Consider the following 25,392-nt stretch of genomic DNA (forward strand, 5'->3'; position numbering starts at 1 on the left):
CTCCGCGCCCTCCGCACCCCAACCACACCGACCGCCGCCGTCACGACTCCTCCTGGTACGACGCCCTGCGCATCCGCTGCACCAACAACGCCGTCGCCGCGAACGAGATCACGAACAGCACCGTCGCCATCGCCGCCGCGTAACCCATGTCGAAGTACCTGAACCCCTGCGTGTAGAGCCACACCGGGAACGTCAACGTCGAGTTCTCCGGGAACCCGAGCACCTTCGTCGACCCGGTCACGTCCGCCGACCCGCTGGCCGCCGACCCCGCCACCACGGCCTGCGTGAACAGCTGCAACGCCAGGATGATCGAGTTCACCACCCCGAACGCCAGCACCGGGGAGATCGTCGGCAGCGTGATGTGCCACCACCGCCGCACCGGCCCCGCGCCGTCCAGCGCGGCGGCCTCGTACTGCTCCTGCGGCACGTCCAGGACCGCCGCCAGGATGATGATCATCAGATCGCCGGACACCCACAGCACGACCGCCGCGATCCCCGGCTTCGCCCACACCGGATCGGCGAACCACAACGGCCCGTCGACCCCGAACCACCCGAGCAGCGAGTCCAGCGGCCCCTCGTTCGGCCTCAGCACCAGGAAGAACACCAACGTCGCCGCGACCGGCGGGGCCAGCGAGGGCAGGTAGCACAACGTGCGCACCAGCCCCACGCCCGACTTCAGCCGGGCGATCACCGAAGCGACACCCAGGGCGAACACCACGCGTGCGACGGTCAGCACCACCACGAACCACGACGTGTTGTAGACCGCGGTGCGGAACAGCTCGTCGGAGAACATGTAGGCGTAGTTCTCCCAGCCGACCCACTCCGGCGGGTTGATCAGGTCGTACCTGGTGAACGAGAACCAGATCGTGGCGACCAGCGGGTAGCCGAAGAACAACGCGAACCCGAGGATCGCGGGCGCCATGAACGCCAGCACGGTCAGGCGGTGGCGGGCGCGGGCCCGGGACCGCCCCTTGGCCGGGGCGGTCCGCGCCACGTCCACGCGCTCCAGCGTGGCCGTCACGCCTACCTGCCGCTCTTCGCGATCCGGTCGTCGATCTGCTGGTCGACTTCCGCCAGCCCGGCCATCAGGTCGGGCACCGCGCCCGCCTGCCACGACGTGGCGAAGTCGCCGATCGCCTTGATGTGCGCGTCGCCGATGGGCGTCACCGGGTTGCCCCGCAACCTGCCCGACGTGGCCAGGTCGATGAACGTCCTGAAGTTCTCGTCCACTTCGAGGCGCGGGTCGGTCAGCGCGGCCTTCGTGCTCGGGATGTTCTTGATCCCGTTGGCCAGGTCCACGATCGTGTCGGTGTCGAACGACAGGTGCTTGATCAGCTCCCACGCCGCGCCGGGGTTCTTCGCGCCCTTCGGGATGCCCATGATGGTGCCGGTGGTGAAGCCGGTGCCGTACAGCTCGGGCTTGACCGTCGGGAACGGCGCGGTGCCGAACCGGACGTCCGGAGCCTGGTCCTTCAAGAACGCCGTGCGGTACTCGCCGTCGATCATCATGGCGATCTTCTCCTGGTGGAACGCGTGGTCGTTCGAGTACTCCTGGCCCAGCCCGGCCCGGAACCGCTCCAGGTTGTCGTAGCCGTAGAAGTCGACGAGCTCCTTCTGGAACGTCAGCATCTCCGCCCACTCCGGCGTGGCCAGGCCCGACCTGCCGTCCGGGGTCTCCCACTCCGCGCCGAAGTTCGGCGCCCAGATCGGCGGGCGGTTGGCGTAGAACAGCATGGTCGGCAGGAAGCCCGCGACCTCGATCGAGCCGTCCGCCGCCTTCTTCGTCGTGCGCTTGGCGAAGTCGAGCAGCTCGGCCGTCGTCCTGGGCGGCGCGCCGATACCGGCCTCGGCGAGCATGTCCCTGTTGTAGTACAGCCCGTACACGTCGCTGAGCAGCGGCATCGCGCAGCGGTTGCCCTCGTGCTCGGTGTAGGAGCGGACCGCGTCCGGGATCTGGCCGAGGTCGACGCCGTCGCGCTCGACGTAGGGCTTGAGCTCCTGGAACGAGCCGCTGGTGCAGAACTGGCCGAGGTTGTCGGTGGTGAACGACAGGGCCACGTCCGGCGGGTTGCCGCCGCGGATGCCCGCGGTGATCTTGTCGTCGTCCTGGCTGCCCTCGTGCTCGATCCGGGCGTTGGGGAACTTCTCCTTGAAGCTCTCCAGGGCCTTGGTGACCTCGGCCTGCTCACGGCCGGAGTAGTTGCTCCAGACGGTCAACGAGAACTCGTCGCCCTCGCCGGGCGCCGCCGCCGGTCCCGACTGGTCGGCCTGCCGGCCGGAGCCCGCCGCGCAAGCGGTCAGGGATACCGCCGCGGCCACGCACAGCAACGCCGCGCGGTGGAGCTTGCGCATGTGCTCTCCTTCATGTCGACGTGCCCGGTGCGGTCCCGCCCTGCCGGCTCGGACCGCGGAAGGGTTCGGTCGTGGCGGCGGGCAGACCGAACACCTGTTCCCTGACGACGGACAACGCGGAGTGCAGCGCGCCGGAGCGCACCGGTTTCCCGGTCACCAGGGCGAGTTCGACGGGGGTGCGGGGCACCACCAGGCGGCGCAGCTCGGCGGCGACGAGGTCGGCGAGCGTCGTGCCGCCCGCCTGCGCGATCTCGCCGGAGAGCAGCACCAGTTCGGGGTCGAGCACGGCGACCACGTTCGCCACGCCGGTCGCGACCCGGCGGGCCAGGTCGACCAGGAACTCCCGGCCGGCCGGCCCCTCGCTCAACGCCTTCTCCACGGCGACCTGCCCGGTGCGCGCGGACACACCGTGGGCGTGGGCCAGGCGGGCGACGCTGGGGCTGTCGAGCAGGTCGCCGTAACGGCTGCCGGTGCGCTCGGTTCCCGTGTCGGCGTGCGCGTGGTCGGGCACCCGCATGGCGTCGATCTCGCCCGCGCCGCCGGTCGCGCCGCGCAGCAGCACGCCGTTGACCACGGCGGCCGCGCCCACCGCGTCGGCGGGCCAGAGCAGGACGAAGTTCCGCACGCCCACGGCCCGGCCGGCGATCATCTCCTCCAGCGCGACCAGGTTGACGTCGTTCTCGACCGTGACGGGGGTGTCGAGGAGGGCTTCGAGCTCCTCGGGGATGTTCTTGTTCTCCCACTCCGGCATGTGCGGCGCGTAGTTGAGGCGACCGGTCGTCGGGTCCACCGCCCCGGGGCTGCCCACGACCACGTGGTGCAGGGCGTCGGTGGTCAGGCCGGCTTGGGCCACGGCCTTCGCGACCGCGCCGCGGAACGCCTCCAGCACACCGGTCTTCGGCATGGGCGCGCGGTGTTCGGTGAGCGTGGCGCCGGAGATGTCGGCGATGGCGACGTCGACCGCGTCGGGGGTGAGGGAGATGGCGGCGACGTGGGCCAGCGCGCCGTTGACCTTCCACAGCTGCGCGCGTGGGCCGCGCCCGCCGCCGCGCAGACCGTCGCGCAGGACCGTGCCTTCTTCTTCGAGGCGGGTGAGGAGCTGCGCGGTGGCCGGTTTGGACAGGCCGATGATCCCTTCGAGCTCCGCCCTGGTCAGCGGGCCGTTGCGGAGCAGCGCCTCGATGGCGGCGCGGTCGTTGATCTCGCGCAGCAGCCTCGGGCTCCCGGCTCGCATCGGGTCTCCTGTCCGTGTCGGGCGTTCCTGTCTGGTAACTTTCCAGACGATTTCGTGGAGACGGTAGTGACGGGCCTCACGGGGGTCAATGGCCCGAGACGGGTCCGTTACCTGGGTTAGGCAGGCCTAAGGCACCCTGGAGGTATGACCGACACGCGTCAGGAGTCGTTGGCCTCGCTGCTGGGCGGGCGGGGCGGGGCGCTGGACGCCTCGCTGCCGCCGTTGGCGTTCGTCCTGGGGTGGCTGCTGGGCGGGAGTTCCATCGCCGCCGGCGCCCTGGCGGCCGTCGCCTGCGGTGTGGTCGTCGGCTTGGTGCGGGTGGTCCTGGGCAGCCGTCCCCGGGCGCTGCTGGCTTCGGTGGCACTGGTCGTGGTCGCCGCGTACATCGCGTTGCAGACGGGCCGGGCCCAGGACTTCTTCCTCGTGCAGATCTTCCTCAACGCCGCGTCAGCCCTGGTCTGGGCCGTCTCGATCGTCCTGCGTTGGCCGCTGCTCGGGGTGGTGGTCGGCCTGGTCACCGGCCAGAGGTCCCGCTGGCGACGCGACCCCGACCTGCTCCGCGCGTACCGCTACGCGTCGTGGCCGTGGGTGGGCCAGTACCTCCTGCGCGTGCTCGTCTTCGGCGCCCTGTGGCTGGCCGGCGAGGTGGTCCTGCTGGGCGTCATGCGCGTCGCCCTGACCTGGCCGCTCCAGGTGGCGTGCATCGCCGTGAGCTGGTGGGTCCTCCGCCGAACCCTGCCCACCGACCACCCGGGCCTCCGCCACCCCCGCACCCCTTGACCCCTCGCGGGGTCAGGTGGGGCGGGGGGCGGAGTCGCCCAGGACTTTCACGGCGGCCAGCCAGGCGGCGCCGGCGGCGCCCTCGGTGGCGACGGTGACGGTGGCCGAGGTGCGGCCGGCCAGTTCGAGCTTCAGGCGCGCGCCCAGCGGGTGGGCGTGGACCAGGCTGCCCATCAGCACGACGGGGGAGTGGTCGTCGGACGGACGGGCGGCCTCCGCCAGGTCGGCCAGGGTGCGCACGGCGGCGGTGATGATCCGGTCGGCCGACGGGGCCGAGGCGTTCGCCGTCACGAGGGGCGCGTAGGTCGCCAACGCGATCGGCGCGGCGTCGTTGGCCACCGTGATCAACCGCCGCCAACGCTCGCGGCGGGGCACGTCGGGCACGTCGGGGATGCCGGCACGCGCCAGCACGGCGGTCGTCAGCGCGTCCGGCGAGTCCTGCTCCAACGCCACCAGGGTCGCCCGCACCGCCTCACGCCCCAGCCAGAACGCCGACCCCTCGTCACCCAGCAGCCAGCCGTACCCGCCGGCCGTCGACACCAGCTCGTGGTGCTCGATCCGGGCCGCGATCGACCCCGTCCCGGCCACCAGCACGGTCCCGTCGGGCGACGCCGAGCCGGTCGCGAACGCCGCCTCGCAGTCGGTGATCACCCGCATCGGGCACCGCAGCCCCGCGCCCGCCCACGCCGCCTCGAACAACGCCGCCACCGCCGGGTCGCTGAGCAGCTTGCTCGACCCGGCCATGCCCAGCACGCCCGACTCGACCTTCGCCGGGTCCAACCCGTCCAACGCCGCCGTCAACGCCTGCCGCACGTGCGCTGCGGCCAGCTCCGGCGGGTGGGAGTTGGGGTTCGCGCCGCCGGCCACCCCGGCGCCGCGCCGGGCGCCGTCCAGGTCGAGCACCAACGCCCGGGTGCTCGTGCCGCCCGCGTCCAGACCCACCACGAAACCCATTCGCCCGAGTATGCCCAGCACGAACGAGGTCCGGCACACCCAACCGGGTTGTGCCGGACCTGGCTCTCGGTAACGAAGGTAACGGCCGGAACAGCGGGAACAGCGGTCAGCGCACCGCGAGCACCTGCGCGCGGTCGCCGGACGCGTTGTGGTGGTGCAGGAGGAGCAGGCTGCCGCCCACCGCGGACCCACCCCGCCGCACCCGCAGCACCGCACCCGGCTCGGCCACGAACGACACCCCGTCCTCGACCCCGAGCCCCGGCCGCAGCGGGTCGAACGCCATCGGCGTGGCGATCCGGTCCACGAGCCCGTCCGCGTTGCCCGGCGCCGGGTAGTTCCCGGACGTCACGACCGTGTAGGTCAACGGCGCGCCGCCGGCCGCCGGGTCGATCCCCAACGCGGCCAACGACACCGGCAGCACCACCACGTCGCTGTCCATCACGTTGGTGTCCACGTCGCCGTAGTGGCCGTTGAGCGGCTGCTCGTCCACGACCTCGCCGTCCGCCTCGCGCACGGTCCGCGCCAGCCACACGTCGGCCGTCACGACCTCGCCCACGCTCGGCTTCGCCGCGCGCACGGTGTAGTCGCGCACGCCGTCGCCGTTGGTGTCGATCCGGATCTCCGGGCTGTTGGACAGGCCGAGCGTGACCCAGTCGTGCCAGGTCACCACCCCGAACGCGAGCATCCCGGCCCCGACGCCCGCCCCGACGTACCGCAGGTCACCGCCCCTGGCCGAGCCGTTGACCGCGCAGTCGACCTGCACCTCGTCCGCGCAGTCGGGCAGCTCCGGGCTGGCGCCCTGCAACTCGACCACGCTCACCAACGACCGGTAGGCCTCGTCGCCCTCGCCCTGGTCCAGCGCGCGCCCGCCCAGCTCGACCGTGCCGTCACCGCGGTCGACCGCCGCCACGTCCGCGACCGGTTTCGGCGCCGCGTACACCGGCACCCGCAGCGTGCGGTCGCCGGACCGGACGAGCAGCCGCCCGGACGCCTCGGCCAGGAACTGCCGCGCCACGTCCGCCTGCACCTCCTCGATCGTCGGGTCGGCGACCTTCCGCAGCTCCTCGGGCGTGACGGTCAGCTCCACCTCGACCGACGCGGTCCCGCCCGCCGGCACGACGACCGCCGGCGGCCACACGCCGAACGTCGCGCCCGGCACGGTCGTCGCGGCCTCGTAGGACAAGAACGCCGTGCGCGGCCGGCCCGACTTGTTGACCACCTCCACCGTCTTGGCCACCCTCAGCGTCGACGCCGCCTCGACCGGCCCGAACGACACGCCCACCGTGCCCGGGTCGTCCGCGACCATGGCCAGCAGGTCGACGCCGACGGCGTCCAGCGCGTCCACCCGGCCCGCGCCGACCCGCATCGGCGCCTCGGGCGTGCCGGTGGTGTGGTCGTCGCCGTCGGTCACGTCGCCGGTCGCCGTGTTCATGATCGCCGCCTTGACCTCCTCGACCGTCCACTCCGGACGCGCCTCGCGCACCAGCGCGGCGATGCCCGCCACGTGCGGCGCGGCCATGGAGGTGCCGCCCATGCTCACCGCGTCGGAGCCCGTGCCGACCGACGCGGACACGATCGTGTCGCCGGGCGCGGCCACGTCCGGCTTGGCCGCCGTCGCGCCACGCGACCCGCGCGAGGACGACGGCGTCATCGTGTCGGCCAGGGTCGGCGTCGTCGTCGGCACGGCGTTGCGCAGCGAGCCGAGCATCCGCACCTGGAGCGTGCCGCCGGTCAACGCGGGCCGCACGGCGTCGGTCGCGGCACGGGTGAACTGGAACACCGGGATGCCCGCGTTGCCCGCGATGGCCGCCTTGAAGTGGTCACTGGTGGCGGGGAGCAGCACGCCTTCCGCGCCCGCCGCCTCGGCGTTGTCGGTGCGCGCGCCCGAGCCGCACTCGCGCGTCGCGTCGTCCTCGTCCCACTCCAGCCACACGAACCGGCCGTTCAGGTCCTCGGCGATCGGCGCGCACCCGTCGACGTTCGCCGGGTCGGCCACCGGCACGACGGGCAGCGTCACGTCCAGCCCGGCGTACCCGCGGTAGCTCTTGCTGTACTGCCCGGCCTGCCGCGCGCCCGCCACCTCGACGCCGTCGAGCAGCGCGAACGCGTCCCGCGTGTTGGCCACCGACAACGCCTCGGGCGTGTTCGCGGGCGAGCCGCCGACGTCGTAGAGGTCGCCGCCGTTGCCCGCCGCCGCGACCACCACCACGCCGTGCTCGACGACCTTGCGCACGAACAGGCTGTCCGGGTCGTCCTGACCGCTGAAGTCGCCGCCCAGCGACAGGTTCACCACGTCGAGGTGGTCGCCGAAGTCGCCGTCGCCGTCCGGGTCGAGCGACCAGTCGAGGGCCTGCCCGACCAGCTCGGTCGACCCCCGGCAGCCGAACACCTTCAACGCGTACAGCGACGCCTTCGGCGCGGTGCCGGGTCCGATCCTCATGCCCGCCACGTCCTGCGGCGTCAGCGCCGAGTAGTCGCCGGTGAACGGCGTGCCGTCGGCGTTCTCGCCGTACCCGGCGGCCGTGCCCGCGACGTGCGTGCCGTGGTTCTGGCAGTCCAGGGGGTTCGGGTCGGGCGCGGGCACCGCCTGCTCCGGCGTGGTCGAGTCGTAGGCGTCGCCCGCGAAGTCGTGGCCGCCGACGACCTTCGCCGTCGGCGTCCACGGCGCGGTGCGGTCGACGGCGTCGTAGGCGGCGGCGGTGCCGGGGCCGCCGAAGTCGGCGTGCGTGTAGTCGATGCCGGTGTCGATGACGCCGATGCGCAGGCCCTCGCCGTAGCGGCCGGTGTCCCGCCACACCTGCGCGGCGCGCGTCAGCTCGGCCGCGCCCGCGTTGCGCACCGACTTCGGCACGGTCCGCCGCACGGACTTGACCTCGGGCAACGCGGTCAGCCCGCGCAGGCTCGCGGCGTCGGCGGTGACCAGGACGCCCGGCACCGCGTTGCGCGTCTTGGCGACCTCGCGGGTGGTGGAGTCCTTGCCCCGCAACGCGGTCAGCACCCGGTCGGCCTGCACGTCGACGTGCCGCCGAGCCGCCCGGGCCGCCGCCGCGGGGTCGTGCCCGCCGCGTGCCTTCTCATCGCCGTAAGCCCTGGTGGCCGGGGTCGTGGTCAGCTCGACGAACGCGGTGACCGGCCCGGTGGCGCGGGCGAGCGTCGACCCGACCCGCTCGGCAGACCCCTCACCCGTGCGGCCCTCGCCCGCATGGCCCTCGCCCGCATGGCCCTCGCCCGCGTGGCCGGTGCGTGCGTGATCGGCGCGGGCGGGCGGCAGCGGTCTGGCCGCCGGATCGGCTCCCGAGGCGCTGCCGACGAGGAGCGTGCCGAGCAGTGCGGCGGTGGCGGTGGACGCCCACACCGCGCGATGGAGTGTCATCGCGACCTTTCATAACCGGAATTCATCGGACCACTAACCGGGCGTCCTCTAGACGGAGCCACGGAGGAGCGCTATACATCCGATCTGTCGACCGGACTGTTGAGGAGGACCTGCCGTGCAGTTGCTGCGCCTGGGACCGTTGGGCTCCGAACGACCCGCCGTCCGCGCCGACGACGGCGTCACGTACGACCTGACCCCGGTGACCGACGACGTGACCGGCGCGTTCCTCGCGGCCGACGGCATCGCCCGCGCCCGAGCCGCACTGGCCGCCGGCGAACTCCACCCGATCGTGGACGACGGCGTGCGGATCGGGCCGCCGGTCGCGGGGGTCGGCAAGCTCGTCTGCATCGGCCTCAACTACCGCGACCACGCGGAGGAAACCGGGCTGCCGCTGCCGGCCGAGCCGGTGGTGTTCCTCAAGACGCCGGACACGATCGTCGGCCCGAACGACGAGGTGCTGGTGCCGCGCCGGTCGGTGAAGACGGACTGGGAGGTCGAGCTCGCCGTGGTCATCGGCCGCACGGCCCGGTACCTCGACTCCACCGAAGAGGCTCTGACCTGCATCGCCGGGTACGCGCTGTCCCACGACGTCAGCGAGCGCGAGTTCCAGCTCGAACGCGGCGGGCAGTGGGACAAGGGCAAGAACTGCGAGACGTTCAACCCCCTCGGCCCCTTCCTCGTGCCCGCGGACGAGGTCGACGACCCGCAGGCGCTCGGCATGCGGCTGTGGGTCAACGGTGTGCCGCGACAGGACTCGTCCACCAAGAACATGATCTTCCCGGTGGCCGAGCTGGTCCGCTACCTGAGCTGGTTCCTCGTCCTCCGACCGGGTGACGTCATCAACACCGGCACGCCGGCCGGGGTCGCGCTCGGCCACCCGGAGCCGAAGCCGTACCTGCGGGCGGGCGACGTGGTGGAGCTGGAGATCGACGGGCTGGGCAGGCAGCGGCAGACGCTCGGGCAGGCGTGAGATGACCACGGGGGCGGACCGGGTCGTCGCGCTGGACGTGCTCGACATCCGGTTCCCGACCTCGCGGGAGCTGGACGGGTCGGACGCGATGAACCCCGATCCGGACTACTCCGCCGCCTACGTCGTGCTGCGCACGTCGGGCGGTCCGGAGGGGTGCGGGCTGGCGTTCACCATCGGGCGCGGCAACGACGTGCAGGCCGCCGCGATCCGGTCGTTGGCGCACCACGTGGTCGGCCGGCCCGTGCCGGAGACCGCCGCCGACCTGGCCGCGTGGTACTTCGACCTCGTCGGGGACTCCCAGCTGCGGTGGCTGGGGCCGGAGAAGGGCGTCGCGCACATGGCGCTCGGCGCGGTGGTCAACGCGGCGTGGGACCTGGCGTCGCGGCGCGCGGGCCTGCCGCTGTGGCGGTTCCTGTCGGGCATGACGCCGGAGGAGATCGTCGGCCTGGTCGACTTCCGCTACCTGTCCGACGCGCTCACCCCGGACGAGGCGCTCGCCATCCTGCGCCGCGCCGAGCCGGGGCGCGCCGAACGGGCGGAAGCGCTGGTCCGGGACGGCTACCCGGCCTACACGACGTCGCCGGGCTGGCTCGGCTACGCCGACGACAAGCTGGCCGACCTGGCGCGGCGGGCGTTGGCCGACGGGTTCGACATGATCAAGCTGAAGGTCGGCGGCGACCTGGCCGACGACGTGCGGCGGATGAGGTTGGCCCGCGAGGTCGTCGGCCCGGACGTGCGCATCGCCGTGGACGCCAACCAGCGGTGGGACGTCGGCACGGCCATCGCGTGGATGCGTGAGCTGGCGCCGTTCGACCCGTACTGGATCGAGGAGCCCACGTCACCGGACGACGTCCTCGGGCACGCCGCCATCGCGGCGGCGTTGAGCCCGATCAAGGTCGCCACCGGCGAGCACGTGCAGAACCGGGTGGTGTTCAAGCAGCTGCTCCAGGCCCGGGCGGCGGACGTGGTGCAGCTCGACGCGTGCCGGGTCGGCGGCGTGAACGAGAACGTGGCGATCCTGCTGCTGGCGGCGAAGTTCGGCGTGCCGGTGTGCCCGCACGCGGGCGGCGTCGGCCTGTGCGAACTGGTCCGGCACCTGGCGATGGCCGACTTCGTGGCGGTGTCCGGGTCGCTGGAGGACCGGGTCGTCGAGTGGGTCGACCACCTGCACGAGCACTTCACGGACCCGGCCGTGGTGCGTCGTGGCCGGTACGTCGCACCCGCCGAGCCCGGCTTCTCGGCCCGGCTGCGGGAGCGGACCCTGACCGACTACCGGTACCCCGACGGTCCGGTGTGGACGGAGCTGGAGGAGGAGCGGTGAGCGAGTTCGCAGGACTGGTCGCGGTGGTGACCGGTGGCGCGTCGGGCATCGGCCTGGCCACCGCGCGGTTGCTGGCCGCGCGGGGCGCGACCGCGGTGGCGTTGGACCTGGACCCCCGGGTCGACCCGCCGTTGCACGGGATGAGGGCGGACGTCGCCGACGACGGGTCGGTGCGCGCCGCGATCGACGAGGTGGTCGAGCGGTTCGGCCGGCTCGACGTGGTGGTGAACAACGCGGGCGTCGGCGCGCAGGGCGACGTGACCGCGAACCCGGACGACGAGTGGCTGCGCGTGCTGGACGTGAACGTGGTCGGCATGGCCCGGGTCGCCCGCGCCGCGCTGCCGCACCTGCGCAGGTCGCCGTCGGCGGCGATCGTGAACACCGGCTCCATCGCGGCCTGGGCCGGCCTGCCGCAACGCGCGCTGTACTCGGCGAGCAAGGGCGCGGTGCACGCGTTGACGTTGGCCATGGCCGCGGACCACGTGCGCGAGGGCATCCGCGTGAACGCGGTGGCGCCGGGCACGGCGGACACCCCGTGGGTGGGCCGCCTGCTCGACTCGGCGGCGGACCCGGCCGCCGAGCGGGCCGCGTTGGAGGCCAGGCAACCGCACGGGCGGCTGGTCACGGCGGACGAGGTCGCGGGCGCCATCGCCTACCTGGCCGGCCCGCTCTCCGGCTCCACCACCGGCACCGTCCTCGCCGTCGACGGCGGCATGCACGGCCTGCGCCTGCGCCCAACCCCCTGACCCCGCGCGAGTCCTACGTTCAGAACGCGAGAGTCCTACGTTCAGAACGACCGTGTCCTACGTTCAGGACCCCCGAGTTCAACGCTCAGGCATCGGCGGCAACGGTCGGCGGACGCTTTCCGGCCGCTCGTCGGCACTCCCGAGTCGGTCCCGCCGGCCGTCACGTCAGGTCCGCCAGCCACTGCTCGACGCCCGCCACGTGCACCGTCGACCACGAACGGGCCAGTTCGGGTTGGTGGGCGGCCAGGGCGTCGACGATGGCACGGTGCTCGGCGACGGTCCGGTCGACCGCGCCGCCCTGCGTGATGCCGCGCCAGATGCGGACCCGGACGGTCGGGCCGGCGAGGGTGTCCAGCAGTTGGGACAGGTAGGCGTTGCCCGAACCCCGCGCGACGGCGCGGTGGAACTCCAGGTCGTGCTCGACCAGCTCCTCCACCGACCGGGCGGACTCGGCGGCGTCGCACAACGCCCGCAGCGCCGCGACCTCGTCCGGCCCGACGCGCTGCGCCGCCATCGCCGCCGCCGCCGGTTCGAGGATGCGGCGCACCTGCAGCACCTCCAGCACGGAGTCCTCGCCCCGGTGCAGGTCGAGCACGAACGACAACGCGCCCAGCAGGTCGTCGGCACGCAGGCTGGACACGTACGTGCCGTCGCCCTGCCGCACGTCCAGCACTCTGACCAGCGACAACGCCTTGACCGCCTCGCGCAGCGAGTTCCGCGACAACCCGAGCCGCCCGGCGAGGTCGGCTTCCCGCGGCAGTCGGTCGCCCGGCTTCAGCTCGCCCGAGACGATCATCTCCTTGACGCGCAGGATGGCGTCGTCGGTAACTGCCACGGCGGCCCTCGACTCGTCAGCTAGACCTCGGATGTCTGGCGCCAAGTATGAGCCACGCCGAAGCGCCGCGAGGCCGACCGCGCCGGGCGGCGAAGCATTCACCCACCTTTACTCTATTCGGTTATCTTATAACCATACGTGACGGCGTCCACCACTTCCGGCCATAATGGTCTGGACCATTTGAGGAGGGACCTTGGACACGGTTGTCGCAGCTCCGCGAGCACTGCTCGGTCGGACCATCACCGGTCCCGTCAGCCTGAGGTTGAGGGCGGGCCGGATCGTCGAGGTCGTCGCGGGTTCACCACCCGACGGCGCCGAGGTGCTGACCGACGGCCTGCTCACCCCGGGCCTGGTGGACGTGCAGGTCAACGGGGCGGTCGGGGTCGACTTCGCCGAGGTGGACCCCGAAGGCATGGCCGCAGTGGCGAGAGCGCTCCCACGAACGGGGGTGACCCGCTTCCTGCCGACCCTGATCACCGCGCCGGTGCCGGTGGCGATACGCCAGGCGCACGCCGTGCTGGCGGCGTCGGCCACCCTGACGCGGCACGCGGGCGCCAAGCCGCTCGGCGTGCACCTGGAAGGGCCGTTCCTGTCGCCGAAACGCGCGGGCGTGCACGACCCGGCGCTGATGGTGGCGCCCGGCCCGGCCGAGATCGACCTGCTGCTGGACGACGAGGTGCTGCGTCGGGCGTTGCGCATGGTGACGCTCGCCCCCGAGCAGCCGGGCGGCCTGGACGCCGTGCGCAGGCTGGCGGCGGCGGGCGTGCTGGTCGCGGTCGGGCACAGCGACGCGACGGGTGAGCAGACCAGGGCCGCCGCCGAGGCGGGCGCCCGCATGGTGACGCACCTGTTCAACGCCCAGCGCCCGCTCGGCCACCGCGAGCCGGGCGTGCCGGGCGTGGCGCTGGTGGACGACCGGTTCACGTTGGGGCTGATCGCGGACCTGGCGCACGTCGGCCCGGACGTCTGCCGGTTGGTCTTCAACGCCGCCGGGAACCGGGTCGCGCTGGTCACGGACGCCGTGGCCGCCGCGGGCATGCCGCCCGGCCGCTACCAGCTCGGTGGCGCGGACGTGCTGCTGGCGGAGGACGGCGTGCCGCGTTCGCCGGAGGGCACGATCGCGGGCAGCGCGCTGACGCTGGACCTGGCCGTGCGCAACATCGTGTCGGTGGGCGTGGACCCGGCGGCCGCGCTGGCGTCGGCGACCGTCATCCCGGCCGACGCGATCGGCGAGCCGACGTTGGGCCGGCTGGAGCCCGGCGCCGTGGCCGACCTGGTCTGGTGGGATGACGACCTCCGGCCGCGCAAGGTGTGGGTGGACGGCGAGGTCGTGTTCGACCGTTCGACGGCGTACGAGAACGCGCCGGTCGTCGTGGCCCGGAACGAGTCGGTCGGCGTGGCCGAGAACGCGCCGGTGGGCGTGGCCGCCGCGGGGCAATAGCCACGTAGCCGCACAGCCGCACAGCCGCACAGCCGGAGAGGCCCGGGGGACGTGATCCCCGGGCCTCTCCCGTGTTCTGAGCGTTGAACTCGGGTGTCCTGAACGTAGGACACGGTCGTTCCGAACGTAGGACTCTCGCGTTCTGAACGTAGGACTCGCGAGGGTCAGCGGGTGCGGGTGACCTTGTTCAGGCCGCGCGGGTTGTCGGGGTCGCCGCCCCGGGCCAGGGCCAGGCCGTGGGCCAGGCGCTGGATCGGGAGGATCTCCAGGATCGGGGCGACCTCCTCGGCGGTCTCGGCGACCGGGACGCGCAGGGCCGCGGAGACCTTGTCGGAGGCCGAGCCGACCGCGAGGACATCCGCCCCACGCCCGTGCACGGCGTCCAGCACGTCGTGCAGCGCGTCACCGCCCTTGCCCGCGCTGGTCACCGCCAGCACGGCCGTCTCCGCGTCCACCGCCGCCACCGGCCCGTGCAGCAGGTCCGCCCCGCTGTACGCCCGCGCCGCCAGGTAGGACGTCTCGGCCAGCTTCAGCGCCGCCTCCGCCGCCGTCGGCAGCGAGTAGCCGCGCCCGGTGGTCAGCACCCGGTCCACGAACCGGTACCGCTGCACCGCCTCGGCCACCGCGTCCGCCGACGAGTCCAGCGTGGACCGGGCCAGGTCGCCCAACCCCGCCACGGCCGAGCCGTCACCACCCCGGATGCCGTCCACCAGCAGGTACAGCGCCAGCAACGTCGCCGAGTACGTCTTCGTCGCCGCCACGGCCCGCTCCACGCCCGCGCCGACGTCCACCGCCAGCTCGGCCGCCCCGTTCAACGGCGACGACGCGGTGTTCGTCACCGCCACGGTCAGCGCGCCGCGGGCACGGGCCGACTCGGTCACCTCCAGCAGGTCCGGCGACCCGCCGGACTGCGACACCGCGACCAGCAGCACGTCGCGCAGGTCCGGCCGCGCCCCGTACAGCGTGGTCGTGGACGGCGACACCAGCCCGGCCGGCAGCTCCAGCAGCACCTCGGTCAGGTACTTCGCGTACAGCGCCGCGTGGTCGCTCGACCCGCGCGCCGCCAGCAGCACGAACCGCGGCCGGCGCTCGGCGATCACCGAGGCGACCGACGCGATGGCGTCCCGCCGCGCGAACAGGTCGGCGAAGATCCCCGGCTGCTGGTCGATCTCGGCCGCCATGTGCCTGCCGGGCTGGTGGTCGGTCATCGGAAGTCCCCTGTCAGGTGCTCGGTCGCGAAGGCGAAGGTGCTCGGATGGCGTCGGCGATGCGCTCGGCCGCGGCCCGCAGGCACACCCGTGAACCGCCGTGGGTGTCCACGCGGGCGGCGGCGCCGAGGTCCGGCCCCGGCACGCCCGTCTCGACGTGCACAAGGTCTAGACCAATAGTAACCAGTGACGACACCAGCTCGCGAGCCCACGCGTGGCGGTGTGCCTCACGCGTCACCACCACGACCGGACGTCCGCCGGCCGACGACGCGATCTCCTCGGCGGACGCGGACGCCGCCACCACCGAGGTGCCCGGGACGAGCTCCGCCAGGTACGGCCCGAGCCCCCACGGCACGTCGCCGACCGCGATCGACGGCTCCACCGCCAGGTCCACGACCAGCGGCGGCCCGGACAGCGCCAGCGTGCCGCGCACCTCCAGCGCCCGCCGGGCCGCGACCAGCCCCAACCCCGGGTCGTGCGCCCGCGTCGACGCCGGCGGGGCGCCCAGCGCGGCCGTCCGCCGCGCCGCCTCCGCCAACCGCGCCTGCGGCAGCACGCCCGACTCCACGGCCGCCACGATGCTGTCGACCAGCCACCGCAGCCCGTCGTCGTCCAGCGGCTCGCCGCCCAGGCACAACGCGTCCACCCCGGCCGCCAGCGACCGCACGGCGCCCTCCGCGAGGTCGCCGCCGACGGCCTTCATGTCCAGCCCGTCGGTGATGACCGCGCCGGTGAACCCCAACTCCTCCCGCAGCACCCGCACCGCCACCGGGTTCAGCGTCGCGGGCGCCGTGCCCCACTCAGGCACGACGAGGTGCCCGGTCATGATCGACCGCACCCCCGCCAGCACGGCCGCCCGGAACGGCACGAACTCGACCGCGGCCAGCTCCTCGGGGGTGCGCGGCAGCACCGGCAGCGCCGCGTGCGAGTCCACAGTGGACGCGCCGTGGCCGGGGAAGTGCTTGGCGCACGCCGCCACCCCGACCGCCTGCAGGCCCTCCACGAACGCCGCCACGTGCGCGCCCGCCGCCACCGGGTCCGACCCGAACGACCGCACGCCGATCACCGGGTCGTCCAACGTCAGCACCAGGTCCGCCGACGGCGCCAGGTTCAGGCTCACCCCGCACGCCGCCAGCCGCGCCCCGATCGACGCCGCCACCTCCCGCGTCAGGGCCACGTCGTCCGCCGCGCCCAACGCGTGGTTGCCCGGCACCTCCGACCCGTGCCCGGCGTCGAGCCGGGTGACGTCGCCGCCCTCCTCGTCGATCCCGATCACGACGTCCGCCCGCGCGCCCCTCAGCTGCGCGTTCAAGGCCGTGACCTGGGCGTCGTCCACGACGTTCCGCCCGAACAGCACGACACCGCCGAGCCCGTCGGCCACCCTCCTCAGCAGCCAGTCGGGCGCGGTGGTCCCGTGGAACCCCGGCAGCAGCACACCCGACGCGAGCCGGTGCAACGACATGCGGTCCTACCCCTTCACCGCACCGGCCGTGACACCGGTGACCATCTTGCGCTGCACGATCAGGAAGAACACCAGCACCGGCAGGGTGAACAGCGCCGACGCGGCCATCGCGCCACCCCAGTCCGTGCCGAACGCCGTCTGGAACCCCGACAGCCACACCGGCAGGGTCTCCTTCGCCTGGTCCTTGACCAGCGACAACGCGAACAGGAACTCGTTCCACGCGGTCACGAACGCGAACACCGACGTGGCCACCAGACCCGGCCCGAGCAGCGGCAGCGTGACCCGGCGGAACGCGCCCCACCGGCCGCAGCCGTCCACCATCGCCGCCTCTTCCAGCTCCAGCGGGATGCCGTTGACGAACCCGCGCAGCGTCCACGCGCAGAACGGCAGCGTCACCGCGAAGTAGATCAGCGCCAACGCCGGCAGCCGGTCCAGCAGGTCGAGGTCCCGCATCATCAGGAACATCGGGATCAGCAGCGCCTCGAACGGCGCCATCTGCGCCACCAGCAGCATCATCACGAAGCCCTTGCGGCCCCTGAACCGCATCCGCGACAGCGCGAGCGCCGCCAGCAGGCCGATCACGATCGACGCCAGGACCGCGCTCAACGTCACCAGCAGGCTGTTGCCCAACGCGCTGAGGAAACCGGGCTTGGCCCACGCCGTGGCGAAGTTCGAGCCCGTCACGGAGAACGGCACCAGGTCGTAGCCGCTGGTCAGCAGGTCCTTGCGCGGCTTCAGCGCGGTCGAGAGCATCCAGTACGTCGGGAACGCGAAGAACACCGCCACGAGCAGCGCGACGACGTTCGCGGACACCTTCTTCACGATCACAGCTCGCCCTCCTGGGACCGGACCAGCCTGCGCAGGTACTGGAACGTGAGCAGCCCCAGCAGCACGACCATCACCACGGACACCGCGGCGGCCACGCCGAAGTGGCTCTTGGAGATGCCCTCCAGGTACTGGTAGACGGGCAGCGTGGTGCTGCCGCCGTCCGGGCCGCCCTTGCGCATCGCCCAGATCTGGGCGAACACCTTGAAGTCCCACAGCAGGGACAGGAACGTCACCATCAGCAGCAACGGCCGCAGCTCCGGCCACGTCACGGCGCGGAACGTCTGCCACGCCGACGCGCCGTCGATGCCCGCCGCCTCGTACTGGTCCTTCGGGATCCCGATGGCGCCGGCGTACAGCGAGAAGGCCAGGAACGGGATCGCCTGCCACACGATCAGCAGCCCGATCACGGCCAGCGTGGACGTGCCGGTGGAGAACCACGAGAACCCGGTGAAGCCGTCGAAACCCAGCTTGACCAGCGTCTTGTTCAGGATGCCGTACTGCTGGTCGAAGATCCACTGGTAGACCGTGGTGGCCGCGAGCAGCGGCATCGCCCACGCCAGCAGCATCGCGACCTGGAGCACGATCCGGACCACCGGGCTGACCATCCGCATCAGCAGCGCGATCAGCAGGCCCGCGAGGACCGACGCGACGACCACGAGCCCGGTGAACACGACGGTGCGCGCCGCGATGGTCCAGAACTCGGGGTCGCCCAGGATCTCGGCGTAGTTGTCCAGGCCCGTCCACACGACCTCGCCGCGGGTCAGCTCGCGCAGGTTCAGCTTGCGGAAGCTGGTCACCAGGACGGAGAGGACGGGCCAACCGATCAGCCAGAGGATGGCCACCACGGCGGGGGCCAGCAGCAGGTAGGGCAGCGCCCGGTCGAAGGCGCTGCCCCGACGGCGCGGCGCGCCGTCCGGAGCGGCACGCCGCGGTGCCGACGAGTTCGTCGGCACCGCGGCGTCGGTCGTGTGCACGGCCGTCATCCGATCGTCATCCGCCCAGGGTCTTCGACAAGGCGGCGTTCGCGTCGGCGGTGGCCTGGTCCAGCGGCTTCGCGCCGGTCAGGTACGCCGTCAGCATGTCCTTCAGCGGGTTCTGGCCCGCCTCGACCGCGGCCCACGACGGCGTGGTCGGGGTGACCTTGCCGTTCGGGGCGGACTCGGCCAGCGCCTTGCCGAGCGGGGTGGTGGCCAGCTTCGTCGTGTCGGTCGAGGTGCCGGGCACCGCGCCGCCCTCGGCCAGCATGCCCTGGTACTTCGCCGAGCTGAGCAGCTTCAGGTACTCCTTGGCCAGGTCGGCGTTCTTGCTGTTGGCCGGGATCGCGAGGTTCGAGCCGCCGAGGAACACCGGGGCCGTCTTGCCCGCGGTCTTCGACGGGATCGCGAACGCCGAGGTCTTCTCCTTCAGGTCGGGGTTGGCCTTGACCGCGCCCGCGAGCTCCCACGGCAGACCGATCATCATGCCGACCTTGCCCGTGGCGAACACCTCCATCTGCTGCGGGGTGGCCTCGTCCGCGTCCTTCGGCGCCTTCGTGCCGGAGGTGTCGACCAGCTTCTTGTAGAACTCCAGGCCGGCCTTGGCCTGCGGGGTGTCGAGCGCGCCCGCCCAGGCGGAGCCCTGCGACTTGGCGACGTCGCCGCCCTCGTCCCAGATGAACGACAGCAGCACGTACCAGGACTGGCCCGGCAGGTAGAGGGGCTGGAAGTCCGGGTCGGCGGCGTTCGCGGTCTTCAGCTTCTCGATCGCGGCGACCCACTCGTCACGCGACTTCGGCGCGGCGGTGATGCCCGCGGCCTCGAACAGGTCGGTCCGGTAGATGACCGTGCGGTTCGCGGCGTAGAAGGGCAGGCCGTACTTCTTGCCGTCCCAGGTCAGCGAGTCCTCAAGGCCGCCGAGCCACTGGTCGCCGTTGAGGTCGGCGACGTCCCCGCTGAGGTCGGTCAGCGTGTCCTCGGCCGCGAACTTCGCCGTCTGGGTGTTGCCCAGCTCGATGACGTCCGGCGGGTTGTTGCTGGTCAGAGCGGTGGTCAGCTTCTCCTGGATGCCGTTCCACTTCTGGATCTCGTACTTGACGGTGACGCCGGGGTGCGAGTCCTGGAACTCCTTGTTCAGCGCGTCGGTCAGGGTGGTCGGCGCCGAGCCGTCCATCAACCACACCGTCAGCGTCTTGGGTTCCCCGGAGTTGCCGCTGCCGCCGTCGGAGCTCGTGCCACATCCGGCCACGGCCACCGCGAGTGCGGCGGCACCTACGGCCAGTCCTCTCCAGCCCTTCACGTTGTGCGCCCTTTCCCCATGCCCCGATCCCACGACCGGAACTCCAAAGTGGTGTAGACCAATGCGGCCTAGAGTGTGCCTCGCCACAAGGCATGTCAAGGCCGTTGCTGGACCGTTGCAAAGTCATCGGATCATTTTCTTGCGGCTTGTCGGGGGTTCGGGCGCACGATCCGACGAGGACAAGGCATCCTGTGTCTGGGAGCGCTGGCAAGGTCGGCTGGCAAGGGGCGAGGAGGAAGGCATGCTCGAGACGAGCCCTGCTACTGGCGTGGACGCCAGGACTCGCGCGCAGCGCGAGCCGAAGTACTGGGGACTCAAGCGGCATCTGCTCGACCTCCTGCGCGCGTTGCCGCCCGGATCGCCGATCCCGACGGAACGGTCGCTGGCGGCGGAGTTCGACGTGTCGCGCACGACGGTGCGGCAAGCGCTTGCCGAACTGACCGTGGAGGGTCGGTTGCTGCGCGTGCAGGGCAAGGGCACGTTCGCCGCGGAACCCAAGGTGGCGCAACGGCTCCAGCTGTCGTCGTACACAGAGGACATGAAGGCGCAGGGCAGGCAGCCGTCATCGCGGCTGATCGAGGCGTCGGAGATGCCCGCCGAGGCCGAGCTGGCCAGGCTGCTCGGCGTGCGGGCGGGCGCGAAGGTGCTCCGCCTGCACCGGCTGCGGCTGGCCGACGGCGAGCCGATGGCGATCGAGACCACGCACCTGGCCCTCGGTCGGTTCCGCGGCCTGCGGCGCTACCTCGCGCCGGGCGCGTCGCTGTACCAGGTGCTGCGGGAGCGGTTCGGCGTGGAGATGGGGCACGCGGAGGAGACCATCGAGACGGCGCTGGCGTCGCCGGAGGAGGCGGAGCTGCTGGGTGCGGACATCGGCCTGCCGATGCTGCTGCTGTCGCGGCACTCGTTCGACACGGAGGGCAACCCGGTGGAGTGGGTGCGCTCGGTCTACCGGGGCGATCGTTACAAGTTCGTGGCAACCCTGAACCGCCCCGCCGGCTAGTCCGCAGCCAACCGGTTGGCCGGTCAGCCAGCCGGTTGGTCCGTCGGCCAGCCGGTTGGTCCGTCGGTTGGTTGGTTGGTCGGTCAGCCAGCCGGCTTGGTCAACCGGCCGGCTGGCAGCCAATCAGCACAGCCGGCCGGCGATCCCGCCCGACCCCGAGGCGAGACCGGCGGCGGCACCAGGAGCCCGCCGGTTCTTCGCGCACGGCGAACTTTCGCGCGCCCTGAGCTCTGCGTACGTGCCGAGCCAGGCCGGGCCGAGTCGGAACCGGCCGGGCCGGAGCCGAGCCGGACTCGCCCGAGTCAAGTCCGGGATGGCGCTTTCCGCTTCACGCGGCCTGCGGCTGTTCGTGGGGCCGCACCATCGCTCGTCCACCTCCGCACGTTCGACCGCAGCGCTGCACGGCTATTGCAGCGCTGCGTATTTGTTCGCCGCACTGTGCGGTGATCGTCCGCATTGGGGTGGTCGTCAGTGCCGCCGAAGCCGGTGGGCAACGTCGGGAGCAGAATGGATCTGTGGCGGAGACTGTGGTGTGGGGCACGGGCCGGGCGAGGGCCGTGCTGGCGACGACCATCCTCGGGTCGGGCATGGCGATGCTCGACAGCACGATCGTCAACGTCGCGCTGCCCCGCATCGGCGTCGAACTCGAAGCGTCCGTGGCCGGCCTCCAGTGGATCCTCGACGGCTACCTGCTGGCACTGGCCTCGCTGATCCTGATCGCGGGCTCGCTCGGTGACCGGTACGGCCGCCGCCGCGTCTTCACCTTCGGCGTCCTCTGGTTCGGCACGGCGTCCCTGCTCTGCGGCCTCGCGCCGACCACCGAACTGCTCGTCGTCGCCCGCGTGCTGCAAGGCATCGGCGGCGCGCTGCTCACCCCCGGCTCGCTCGCCATCCTCCAATCGGCGTTCGCCCGAACCGACCGGGGTCGCGCGATCGGCGCGTGGTCCGGCCTGTCCGGCGTGGCCACGGCGATCGGGCCGCTGCTCGGCGGCCTGCTGGTGCAGGTCTGGTCCTGGCGGCTCGCGTTCCTGATCAACCTGCCGGTCGCGGCGCTGTGCGTGTGGCTGGCCCGCCGCCACGTGCCCGAGTCCCGCGACGAGGCCCTCACCGGCCCCCCGAACGTCGGTGAGTCGGTCATCGGCGCGATCGGCCTCGCCGGCATCACCGGCGCGCTGGTCGAGGCGCCGGTCCGGGGCGCCGACGCGCTCGTGGTCACGGCGGCGGTGGTCGGCGTGACCGCCCTGGTGGTGTTCGTCGTGATGCAACGCCGCGGCACCGACCCGCTGGTGCCGCCGCAACTGTTCGCCAACCGGACGTTCGTGCTGTCCAACGCCCTGACGTTCCTGGTCTACGCGGCCCTGGGCGGGGTGATGGTGCTCATGGTGCTCCAGCTCCAGGTGTCGCTGCACTACTCGCCGACGGCGTCCGGCCTGGCCAGCGTGCCCATCACGATCATCCTGCTGGTCCTGTCCGCGCGTTCCGGCGCGCTCGCCCAGAAGATCGGGCCGCGCGTCCAGCTCGTCGCGGGACCGGTCCTGATCGGCGTCGGCATGCTGATGCTGCGCTGGGTCGAGCCGGGCGCCGGCTACTGGACCGGCGTGCTGCCCGGCCTGCTGGTGTTCGGCATCGGCCTGGCGGCGGTGGTGGCGCCGGTGACGGCGACCGTGCTGGCCGCCGCCCCGGACCGGTACACGGGCGTCGCCTCGGGCGTGAACAACGCCGTCGCCCGCACCGGCAGCCTGGTCGCGGTGGCCGTGCTGCCGGCCGTGGCGGGCCTGACCGGCGCCCAGTACGCCGACCCGACCGCGCTCACCGAGGGCTGGCAGACGGCCCTGCTGGTGTGCGCGGTCGCGTCGATCATCGGCGGGCTGCTGGCCCTCGGCGTGGACAACCGCGTCCTGGAGCCGACCCCGGACGCGCCCGGCGTGGACGGCGGCGTCGACGGCCCGCCCGCGCGCGTGACCGACTGACTCAGAGGTACCGGGCGAACACCTCGGGGTCGACGTTCCCGCCGGACAGCACGGCCACGGTCCGCTCCGCCGGCCGCGCGAGGTGGGCGGCCACGGTCACCGCGCCGCTGGGCTCCACGACGAGCCGCGCCCGCCGGGCCAGCACGCCGACCGCCTCGCCGATCTGCTCCTCGGACACCGTCACGACGTCGTCCACGTAGGCGCGCATGTGCTCGAACGTCAGCTCGGACGGCTCGGCGCGCAGCCCGTCGGCGATCGTCCGGGCCCGGTCGCCCGCCGGCCACCGGACCAGCGTGCCCGCCCGCAGCGACTCGGCCGCGTCGCCGGCCAGCTCCGGTTCCACCCCGATCACCCGCGTGCCCGGGCTGAGCGCCTTCACCGCCGTGGCCACGCCCGAGATCAGCCCGCCGCCGCTGACCGGCACCAGCACCGTCGCCACGTCCGGCAGGTCGGCCAGCACCTCCAGCCCGATGGTGCCCTGACCCGCGATGACGTCCGGGTGGTCGAACGGCGGGATCAGCGTCGCGCCCCGTTCCGCCACCAACTCGGCGGCCCGGGCCTCCCGCTGCGCCATCGGCACCTGGACGACCTCGGCGCCGTGCGAGAGGGTCGCCTCGACCTTGACCCGAGGGGTGTCGTCCGGCACGACGATCACGGCGGGGACGCCGAACAGCTTCGCCGCGTACGCGACGGCCTGCGCGTGGTTCCCGCTGGAGTAGGCGACGACGCCGCGCGCCCGCACGTCCTCGGTCAGCCGGGCCATCGCGTTGTACGCGCCGCGGATCTTGAACGCCCCGACCGGTTGCAGGCTCTCCGGCTTGAGCCACAGCCCGTCGTCGAACCTCAGCAGCGGAGTGCGGACCGCCGCGCCCACGATGCGGTCGGCGGCGGCCCGGATGTCGGAGATGGTGACGAGTCCCATGCGTCGATCCTCACCCCTGCGGTGGCGCGGCGAGTACACGGGTGGTTACCGGAACTCCTCCTGGCTCACCCGCTCGGGGCAACAACATTCACACGTCTGGGGCTGGTTTGACCGAAGCGCTTACATCTGGCAAAACCGCCCGAATCGGTGATCGACTCACTACCTTGAGTGAGAGTTAACTGTCAAACGCTACACAGCGCAGTCATATCGGCGTGTCCTGTGACACACTTCGCCCTCAGATGGCTCGGACCGTAACAGGTTACGGAGTCATAACGTCGCTCGAACGGGCGAGTACTGGTCGGTAGAGACCGGGGAGGAGTGCCATGCGGGACGTGCGATCGCTGTCCTCGTGGCGCGCTTCGCCGGATTCGACGGCGGTTTCGACGGCCCGGGCGACGACACGGGCGAGAAGCAAGACACGGGCGAGAAGTAAAGGGGTGGGGCGACCCCTGCCGCCGCCCCACCACCCGTCCCCCTAGAGCCCCCGAGAGCGGTCCCTGCAACCAGGCTCTCGGGTTCCCTGCACCCGAAGATGAGGGAGACGCCTAATGAACCGCACGAGTGCGGTCCGCCTTGCCACGGCCGTCCTGCTGGCCACCGGCACGGCTACAGCTCTCAGCGTACCGGCCATGGCGGCACCCGCCGCCCCCCAGGGCGCAAGCCCGGCCGACACGGAGAGCTACCCCGCCGGGTTGCTCCAAGCGGCGCAACGTGACCTCGGCCTGACCGCCGAACAGGTCACCGCCCGTTTGGCGAGCGACACCCGCGCGGGCGACGTCGAGGCCGCGGCGCGGTCCGCGGTCGGCAGCGCCTACGCGGGCTCGTGGATCAACGCGGCGACCGGCAAGCTGGTGGTCGCGGTGACCGACTCGGCGAAGGCGGGAGCGGCCCGTGCCGCGGGCGCCGACGCCAAGCACGTCGCCTTCTCCCACCAGCAGTTGACCGGCGCGAAGTCGACGATCGACGCCCTGTCGGCGCCGACGTCGATCACCGGCTGGCGGGTCGACGAGCAGACGAACTCGGTCGTCGTCGAGGTCAACCGCCTCCAGCGGGACGCGGCGGCGGAGTCGTTCCTGGCCACGGCCAAGGCGATCAGCCCGTCGGTCCGGGTGGTCGAGGTCGACCAGAGCCCGACCACCCTGTACGACACGCGCGGCGGCGACGCCTACTACATCGGCAGCGGCCGGTGCTCGGTCGGCTTTGCGGTGAGCGGCGGGTTCGTCACGGCGGGTCACTGCGGCCGCTCCGGCACCGCGACGACCGGCTTCAACCGCGTCTCGCAGGGCACCTTCGCGGGCTCGTCCTTCCCCGGCAACGACTACGCCTGGGTGCGGACGAACTCCAACTGGACCTCGCGTCCGTGGGTGAACCGCTACAACGGCTCCAACGTCACCGTGACGGGCTCCACCTCGGCGGCGGTCGGCGCGGCGATCTGCCGTTCCGGCTCCACCACCGGCTGGCGCTGCGGCACCGTCCAGGCCAAGAACCAGACGGTGAACTACTCGCAGGGCTCGGTCAGCGGCCTGACCCGCACCAACGCCTGCGCGGAGCCCGGTGACTCGGGCGGCTCGTGGGTCGCGGGCTCCGGCTACAGCCAGGCCCAGGGCGTGACCTCCGGCGGTTCGGGCAACTGCTCCTCCGGCGGCACGACCTACTTCCAGCCGGTCGGCGAGATCCTCAGCGCCTACGGCTTGAGCCTGACCCGCGGCTGACCTCGCGGAC

General features: G+C 72.5%; 20 protein-coding genes. 8 read left to right on the plus strand and 12 right to left on the minus strand.

Translation table 11 applies throughout. The features are described from left to right. Positions 1 to 40: 40 nt before the first annotated feature. From ACQPYE_RS02185 to ACQPYE_RS02195, 3 genes are read right to left on the minus strand one after another with little or no spacing between them, the layout of a single operon-like run. Positions 41 to 1,021: a carbohydrate ABC transporter permease gene (locus ACQPYE_RS02185; protein WP_498718849.1), complete on the minus strand. Its 981-nt coding sequence runs from the start codon at positions 1,019 to 1,021 to the stop codon at positions 41 to 43. A 2-nt stretch (positions 1,022 to 1,023) separates the two neighbouring features. Next, the gene (locus ACQPYE_RS02190; RefSeq protein WP_498718850.1) at positions 1,024 to 2,352 is read right to left on the minus strand and encodes an extracellular solute-binding protein; all 1,329 of its coding nucleotides are present in this window, start codon (positions 2,350 to 2,352) and stop codon (positions 1,024 to 1,026) included. Positions 2,353 to 2,362: 10 nt separating this feature from the next. Further along, entirely contained in the window at positions 2,363 to 3,586 is a 1,224-nt protein-coding gene (locus ACQPYE_RS02195) for an ROK family transcriptional regulator (protein WP_498718851.1), read from the minus strand. 144 nt (positions 3,587 to 3,730) lie between these two features. Between ACQPYE_RS02195 and ACQPYE_RS02200 the strand changes: the two genes are divergently transcribed. Continuing rightward, positions 3,731 to 4,366, plus strand: a complete 636-nt coding sequence (locus ACQPYE_RS02200) for a DUF3159 domain-containing protein (RefSeq protein ID WP_498718852.1) — start codon at positions 3,731 to 3,733, stop codon at positions 4,364 to 4,366. Positions 4,367 to 4,378: 12 nt separating this feature from the next. Here ACQPYE_RS02200 and ACQPYE_RS02205 read toward each other — a convergent pair whose 3' ends face one another. Continuing rightward, positions 4,379 to 5,320, minus strand: a complete 942-nt coding sequence (locus tag ACQPYE_RS02205) for an N-acetylglucosamine kinase (RefSeq protein WP_498718853.1) — start codon at positions 5,318 to 5,320, stop codon at positions 4,379 to 4,381. Positions 5,321 to 5,426: 106 nt separating this feature from the next. Next, positions 5,427 to 8,693, minus strand: coding sequence for a S8 family serine peptidase (locus tag ACQPYE_RS02210; RefSeq protein ID WP_498718854.1), 3,267 nt, complete (start codon positions 8,691 to 8,693; stop codon positions 5,427 to 5,429). A gap of 115 nt (positions 8,694 to 8,808) precedes the next feature. On the opposite strand from ACQPYE_RS02210, the gene ACQPYE_RS02215 reads away from it, so the two are divergent. From ACQPYE_RS02215 to ACQPYE_RS02225, 3 genes are read left to right on the plus strand one after another with little or no spacing between them, the layout of a single operon-like run. Further along, a complete protein-coding gene (locus tag ACQPYE_RS02215; RefSeq protein WP_498718855.1) occupies positions 8,809 to 9,663 on the plus strand; it encodes a fumarylacetoacetate hydrolase family protein in 855 nt (284 codons plus the stop codon). Position 9,664: 1 nt separating this feature from the next. Further along, complete coding sequence (locus ACQPYE_RS02220; protein WP_498718856.1) at positions 9,665 to 10,984, plus strand: enolase C-terminal domain-like protein; 1,320 nt, start codon at positions 9,665 to 9,667, stop codon at positions 10,982 to 10,984. Then, positions 10,981 to 11,730, plus strand: a complete 750-nt coding sequence (locus ACQPYE_RS02225; protein WP_498718857.1) for an SDR family NAD(P)-dependent oxidoreductase — start codon at positions 10,981 to 10,983, stop codon at positions 11,728 to 11,730. Before ACQPYE_RS02220 ends, ACQPYE_RS02225 begins: the two co-directional genes overlap by 4 nt. 160 nt (positions 11,731 to 11,890) lie before the next feature. Here the strand turns inward: ACQPYE_RS02225 and ACQPYE_RS02230 are convergent, their stop codons facing one another. Next, on the minus strand, positions 11,891 to 12,565 hold the full coding sequence (locus tag ACQPYE_RS02230; RefSeq protein WP_498718858.1) for a FadR/GntR family transcriptional regulator: 675 nt from the start codon (positions 12,563 to 12,565) through the stop codon (positions 11,891 to 11,893). 193 nt (positions 12,566 to 12,758) lie between these two features. Here ACQPYE_RS02230 and nagA point away from each other — a divergent pair, with 193 nt between their 5' ends. Continuing rightward, positions 12,759 to 14,006 (plus strand): N-acetylglucosamine-6-phosphate deacetylase, encoded by a 1,248-nt coding sequence (gene nagA, locus ACQPYE_RS02235; protein ID WP_498718859.1) that lies wholly within the window; start codon positions 12,759 to 12,761, stop codon positions 14,004 to 14,006. A 164-nt stretch (positions 14,007 to 14,170) separates the two neighbouring features. Here the strand turns inward: nagA and ACQPYE_RS02240 are convergent, their stop codons facing one another. The 5 genes from ACQPYE_RS02240 to ACQPYE_RS02260 are packed head-to-tail and all read right to left on the minus strand — an operon-like array spanning position 14,171 to position 19,778. After that, positions 14,171 to 15,214, minus strand: a complete 1,044-nt coding sequence (locus tag ACQPYE_RS02240; protein ID WP_498718860.1) for an SIS domain-containing protein — start codon at positions 15,212 to 15,214, stop codon at positions 14,171 to 14,173. 13 nt (positions 15,215 to 15,227) lie between these two features. Further along, complete coding sequence (locus tag ACQPYE_RS02245; protein WP_498718861.1) at positions 15,228 to 16,676, minus strand: glycoside hydrolase family 3 protein; 1,449 nt, start codon at positions 16,674 to 16,676, stop codon at positions 15,228 to 15,230. Between the two features lie 6 nt (positions 16,677 to 16,682). Beyond that, a complete protein-coding gene (locus tag ACQPYE_RS02250) occupies positions 16,683 to 17,504 on the minus strand; it encodes a carbohydrate ABC transporter permease (RefSeq protein ID WP_498718862.1) in 822 nt (273 codons plus the stop codon). Then, a complete protein-coding gene (locus ACQPYE_RS02255) occupies positions 17,501 to 18,487 on the minus strand; it encodes a carbohydrate ABC transporter permease (protein WP_498718863.1) in 987 nt (328 codons plus the stop codon). The genes ACQPYE_RS02250 and ACQPYE_RS02255 overlap by 4 nt, the downstream gene beginning before the upstream one ends. A gap of 7 nt (positions 18,488 to 18,494) precedes the next feature. Beyond that, positions 18,495 to 19,778: a sugar ABC transporter substrate-binding protein gene (locus tag ACQPYE_RS02260; RefSeq protein WP_498718864.1), complete on the minus strand. Its 1,284-nt coding sequence runs from the start codon at positions 19,776 to 19,778 to the stop codon at positions 18,495 to 18,497. A gap of 241 nt (positions 19,779 to 20,019) precedes the next feature. Here ACQPYE_RS02260 and ACQPYE_RS02265 point away from each other — a divergent pair, with 241 nt between their 5' ends. Further along, positions 20,020 to 20,778: a GntR family transcriptional regulator gene (locus ACQPYE_RS02265; protein WP_230569723.1), complete on the plus strand. Its 759-nt coding sequence runs from the start codon at positions 20,020 to 20,022 to the stop codon at positions 20,776 to 20,778. Between the two features lie 515 nt (positions 20,779 to 21,293). Next, positions 21,294 to 22,748, plus strand: a complete 1,455-nt coding sequence (locus tag ACQPYE_RS02270; RefSeq protein ID WP_498718865.1) for an MFS transporter — start codon at positions 21,294 to 21,296, stop codon at positions 22,746 to 22,748. 1 nt (position 22,749) lies between these two features. Here the strand turns inward: ACQPYE_RS02270 and ACQPYE_RS02275 are convergent, their stop codons facing one another. Continuing rightward, complete coding sequence (locus ACQPYE_RS02275) at positions 22,750 to 23,670, minus strand: threonine ammonia-lyase (RefSeq protein WP_498718866.1); 921 nt, start codon at positions 23,668 to 23,670, stop codon at positions 22,750 to 22,752. Between the two features lie 629 nt (positions 23,671 to 24,299). Between ACQPYE_RS02275 and ACQPYE_RS02280 the strand changes: the two genes are divergently transcribed. Further along, positions 24,300 to 25,382: a S1 family peptidase gene (locus ACQPYE_RS02280; protein ID WP_498718867.1), complete on the plus strand. Its 1,083-nt coding sequence runs from the start codon at positions 24,300 to 24,302 to the stop codon at positions 25,380 to 25,382. Positions 25,383 to 25,392: the final 10 nt, after the last annotated feature.

The organism is Actinosynnema sp. CA-299493, from assembly GCF_050946825.1.
Taxonomy (GTDB): domain Bacteria; phylum Actinomycetota; class Actinomycetes; order Mycobacteriales; family Pseudonocardiaceae; genus Actinosynnema.

What these genes read in the sequence shown, in the direction of transcription:
- ACQPYE_RS02210 (WP_498718854.1), bottom strand. Translation starts at nt 8,693, where the DNA reads ATGACACTCCATCGCGCGGTGTGGGCGTCCACCGCCACCGCCGCACTG.
- ACQPYE_RS02280 (WP_498718867.1), top strand. Translation starts at nt 24,300, where the DNA reads ATGGCGGCACCCGCCGCCCCCCAGGGCGCAAGCCCGGCCGACACGGAG.
- ACQPYE_RS02255 (WP_498718863.1), bottom strand. Translation starts at nt 18,487, where the DNA reads ATGACGGCCGTGCACACGACCGACGCCGCGGTGCCGACGAACTCGTCG.
- ACQPYE_RS02240 (WP_498718860.1), bottom strand. Translation starts at nt 15,214, where the DNA reads ATGACCGACCACCAGCCCGGCAGGCACATGGCGGCCGAGATCGACCAG.
- ACQPYE_RS02275 (WP_498718866.1), bottom strand. Translation starts at nt 23,670, where the DNA reads ATGGGACTCGTCACCATCTCCGACATCCGGGCCGCCGCCGACCGCATC.
- ACQPYE_RS02245 (WP_498718861.1), bottom strand. Translation starts at nt 16,676, where the DNA reads ATGTCGTTGCACCGGCTCGCGTCGGGTGTGCTGCTGCCGGGGTTCCAC.
- ACQPYE_RS02195 (WP_498718851.1), bottom strand. Translation starts at nt 3,586, where the DNA reads ATGCGAGCCGGGAGCCCGAGGCTGCTGCGCGAGATCAACGACCGCGCC.
- ACQPYE_RS02190 (WP_498718850.1), bottom strand. Translation starts at nt 2,352, where the DNA reads ATGCGCAAGCTCCACCGCGCGGCGTTGCTGTGCGTGGCCGCGGCGGTA.
- ACQPYE_RS02220 (WP_498718856.1), top strand. Translation starts at nt 9,665, where the DNA reads ATGACCACGGGGGCGGACCGGGTCGTCGCGCTGGACGTGCTCGACATC.
- ACQPYE_RS02205 (WP_498718853.1), bottom strand. Translation starts at nt 5,320, where the DNA reads ATGGGTTTCGTGGTGGGTCTGGACGCGGGCGGCACGAGCACCCGGGCG.
- ACQPYE_RS02265 (WP_230569723.1), top strand. Translation starts at nt 20,020, where the DNA reads ATGCTCGAGACGAGCCCTGCTACTGGCGTGGACGCCAGGACTCGCGCG.
- ACQPYE_RS02200 (WP_498718852.1), top strand. Translation starts at nt 3,731, where the DNA reads ATGACCGACACGCGTCAGGAGTCGTTGGCCTCGCTGCTGGGCGGGCGG.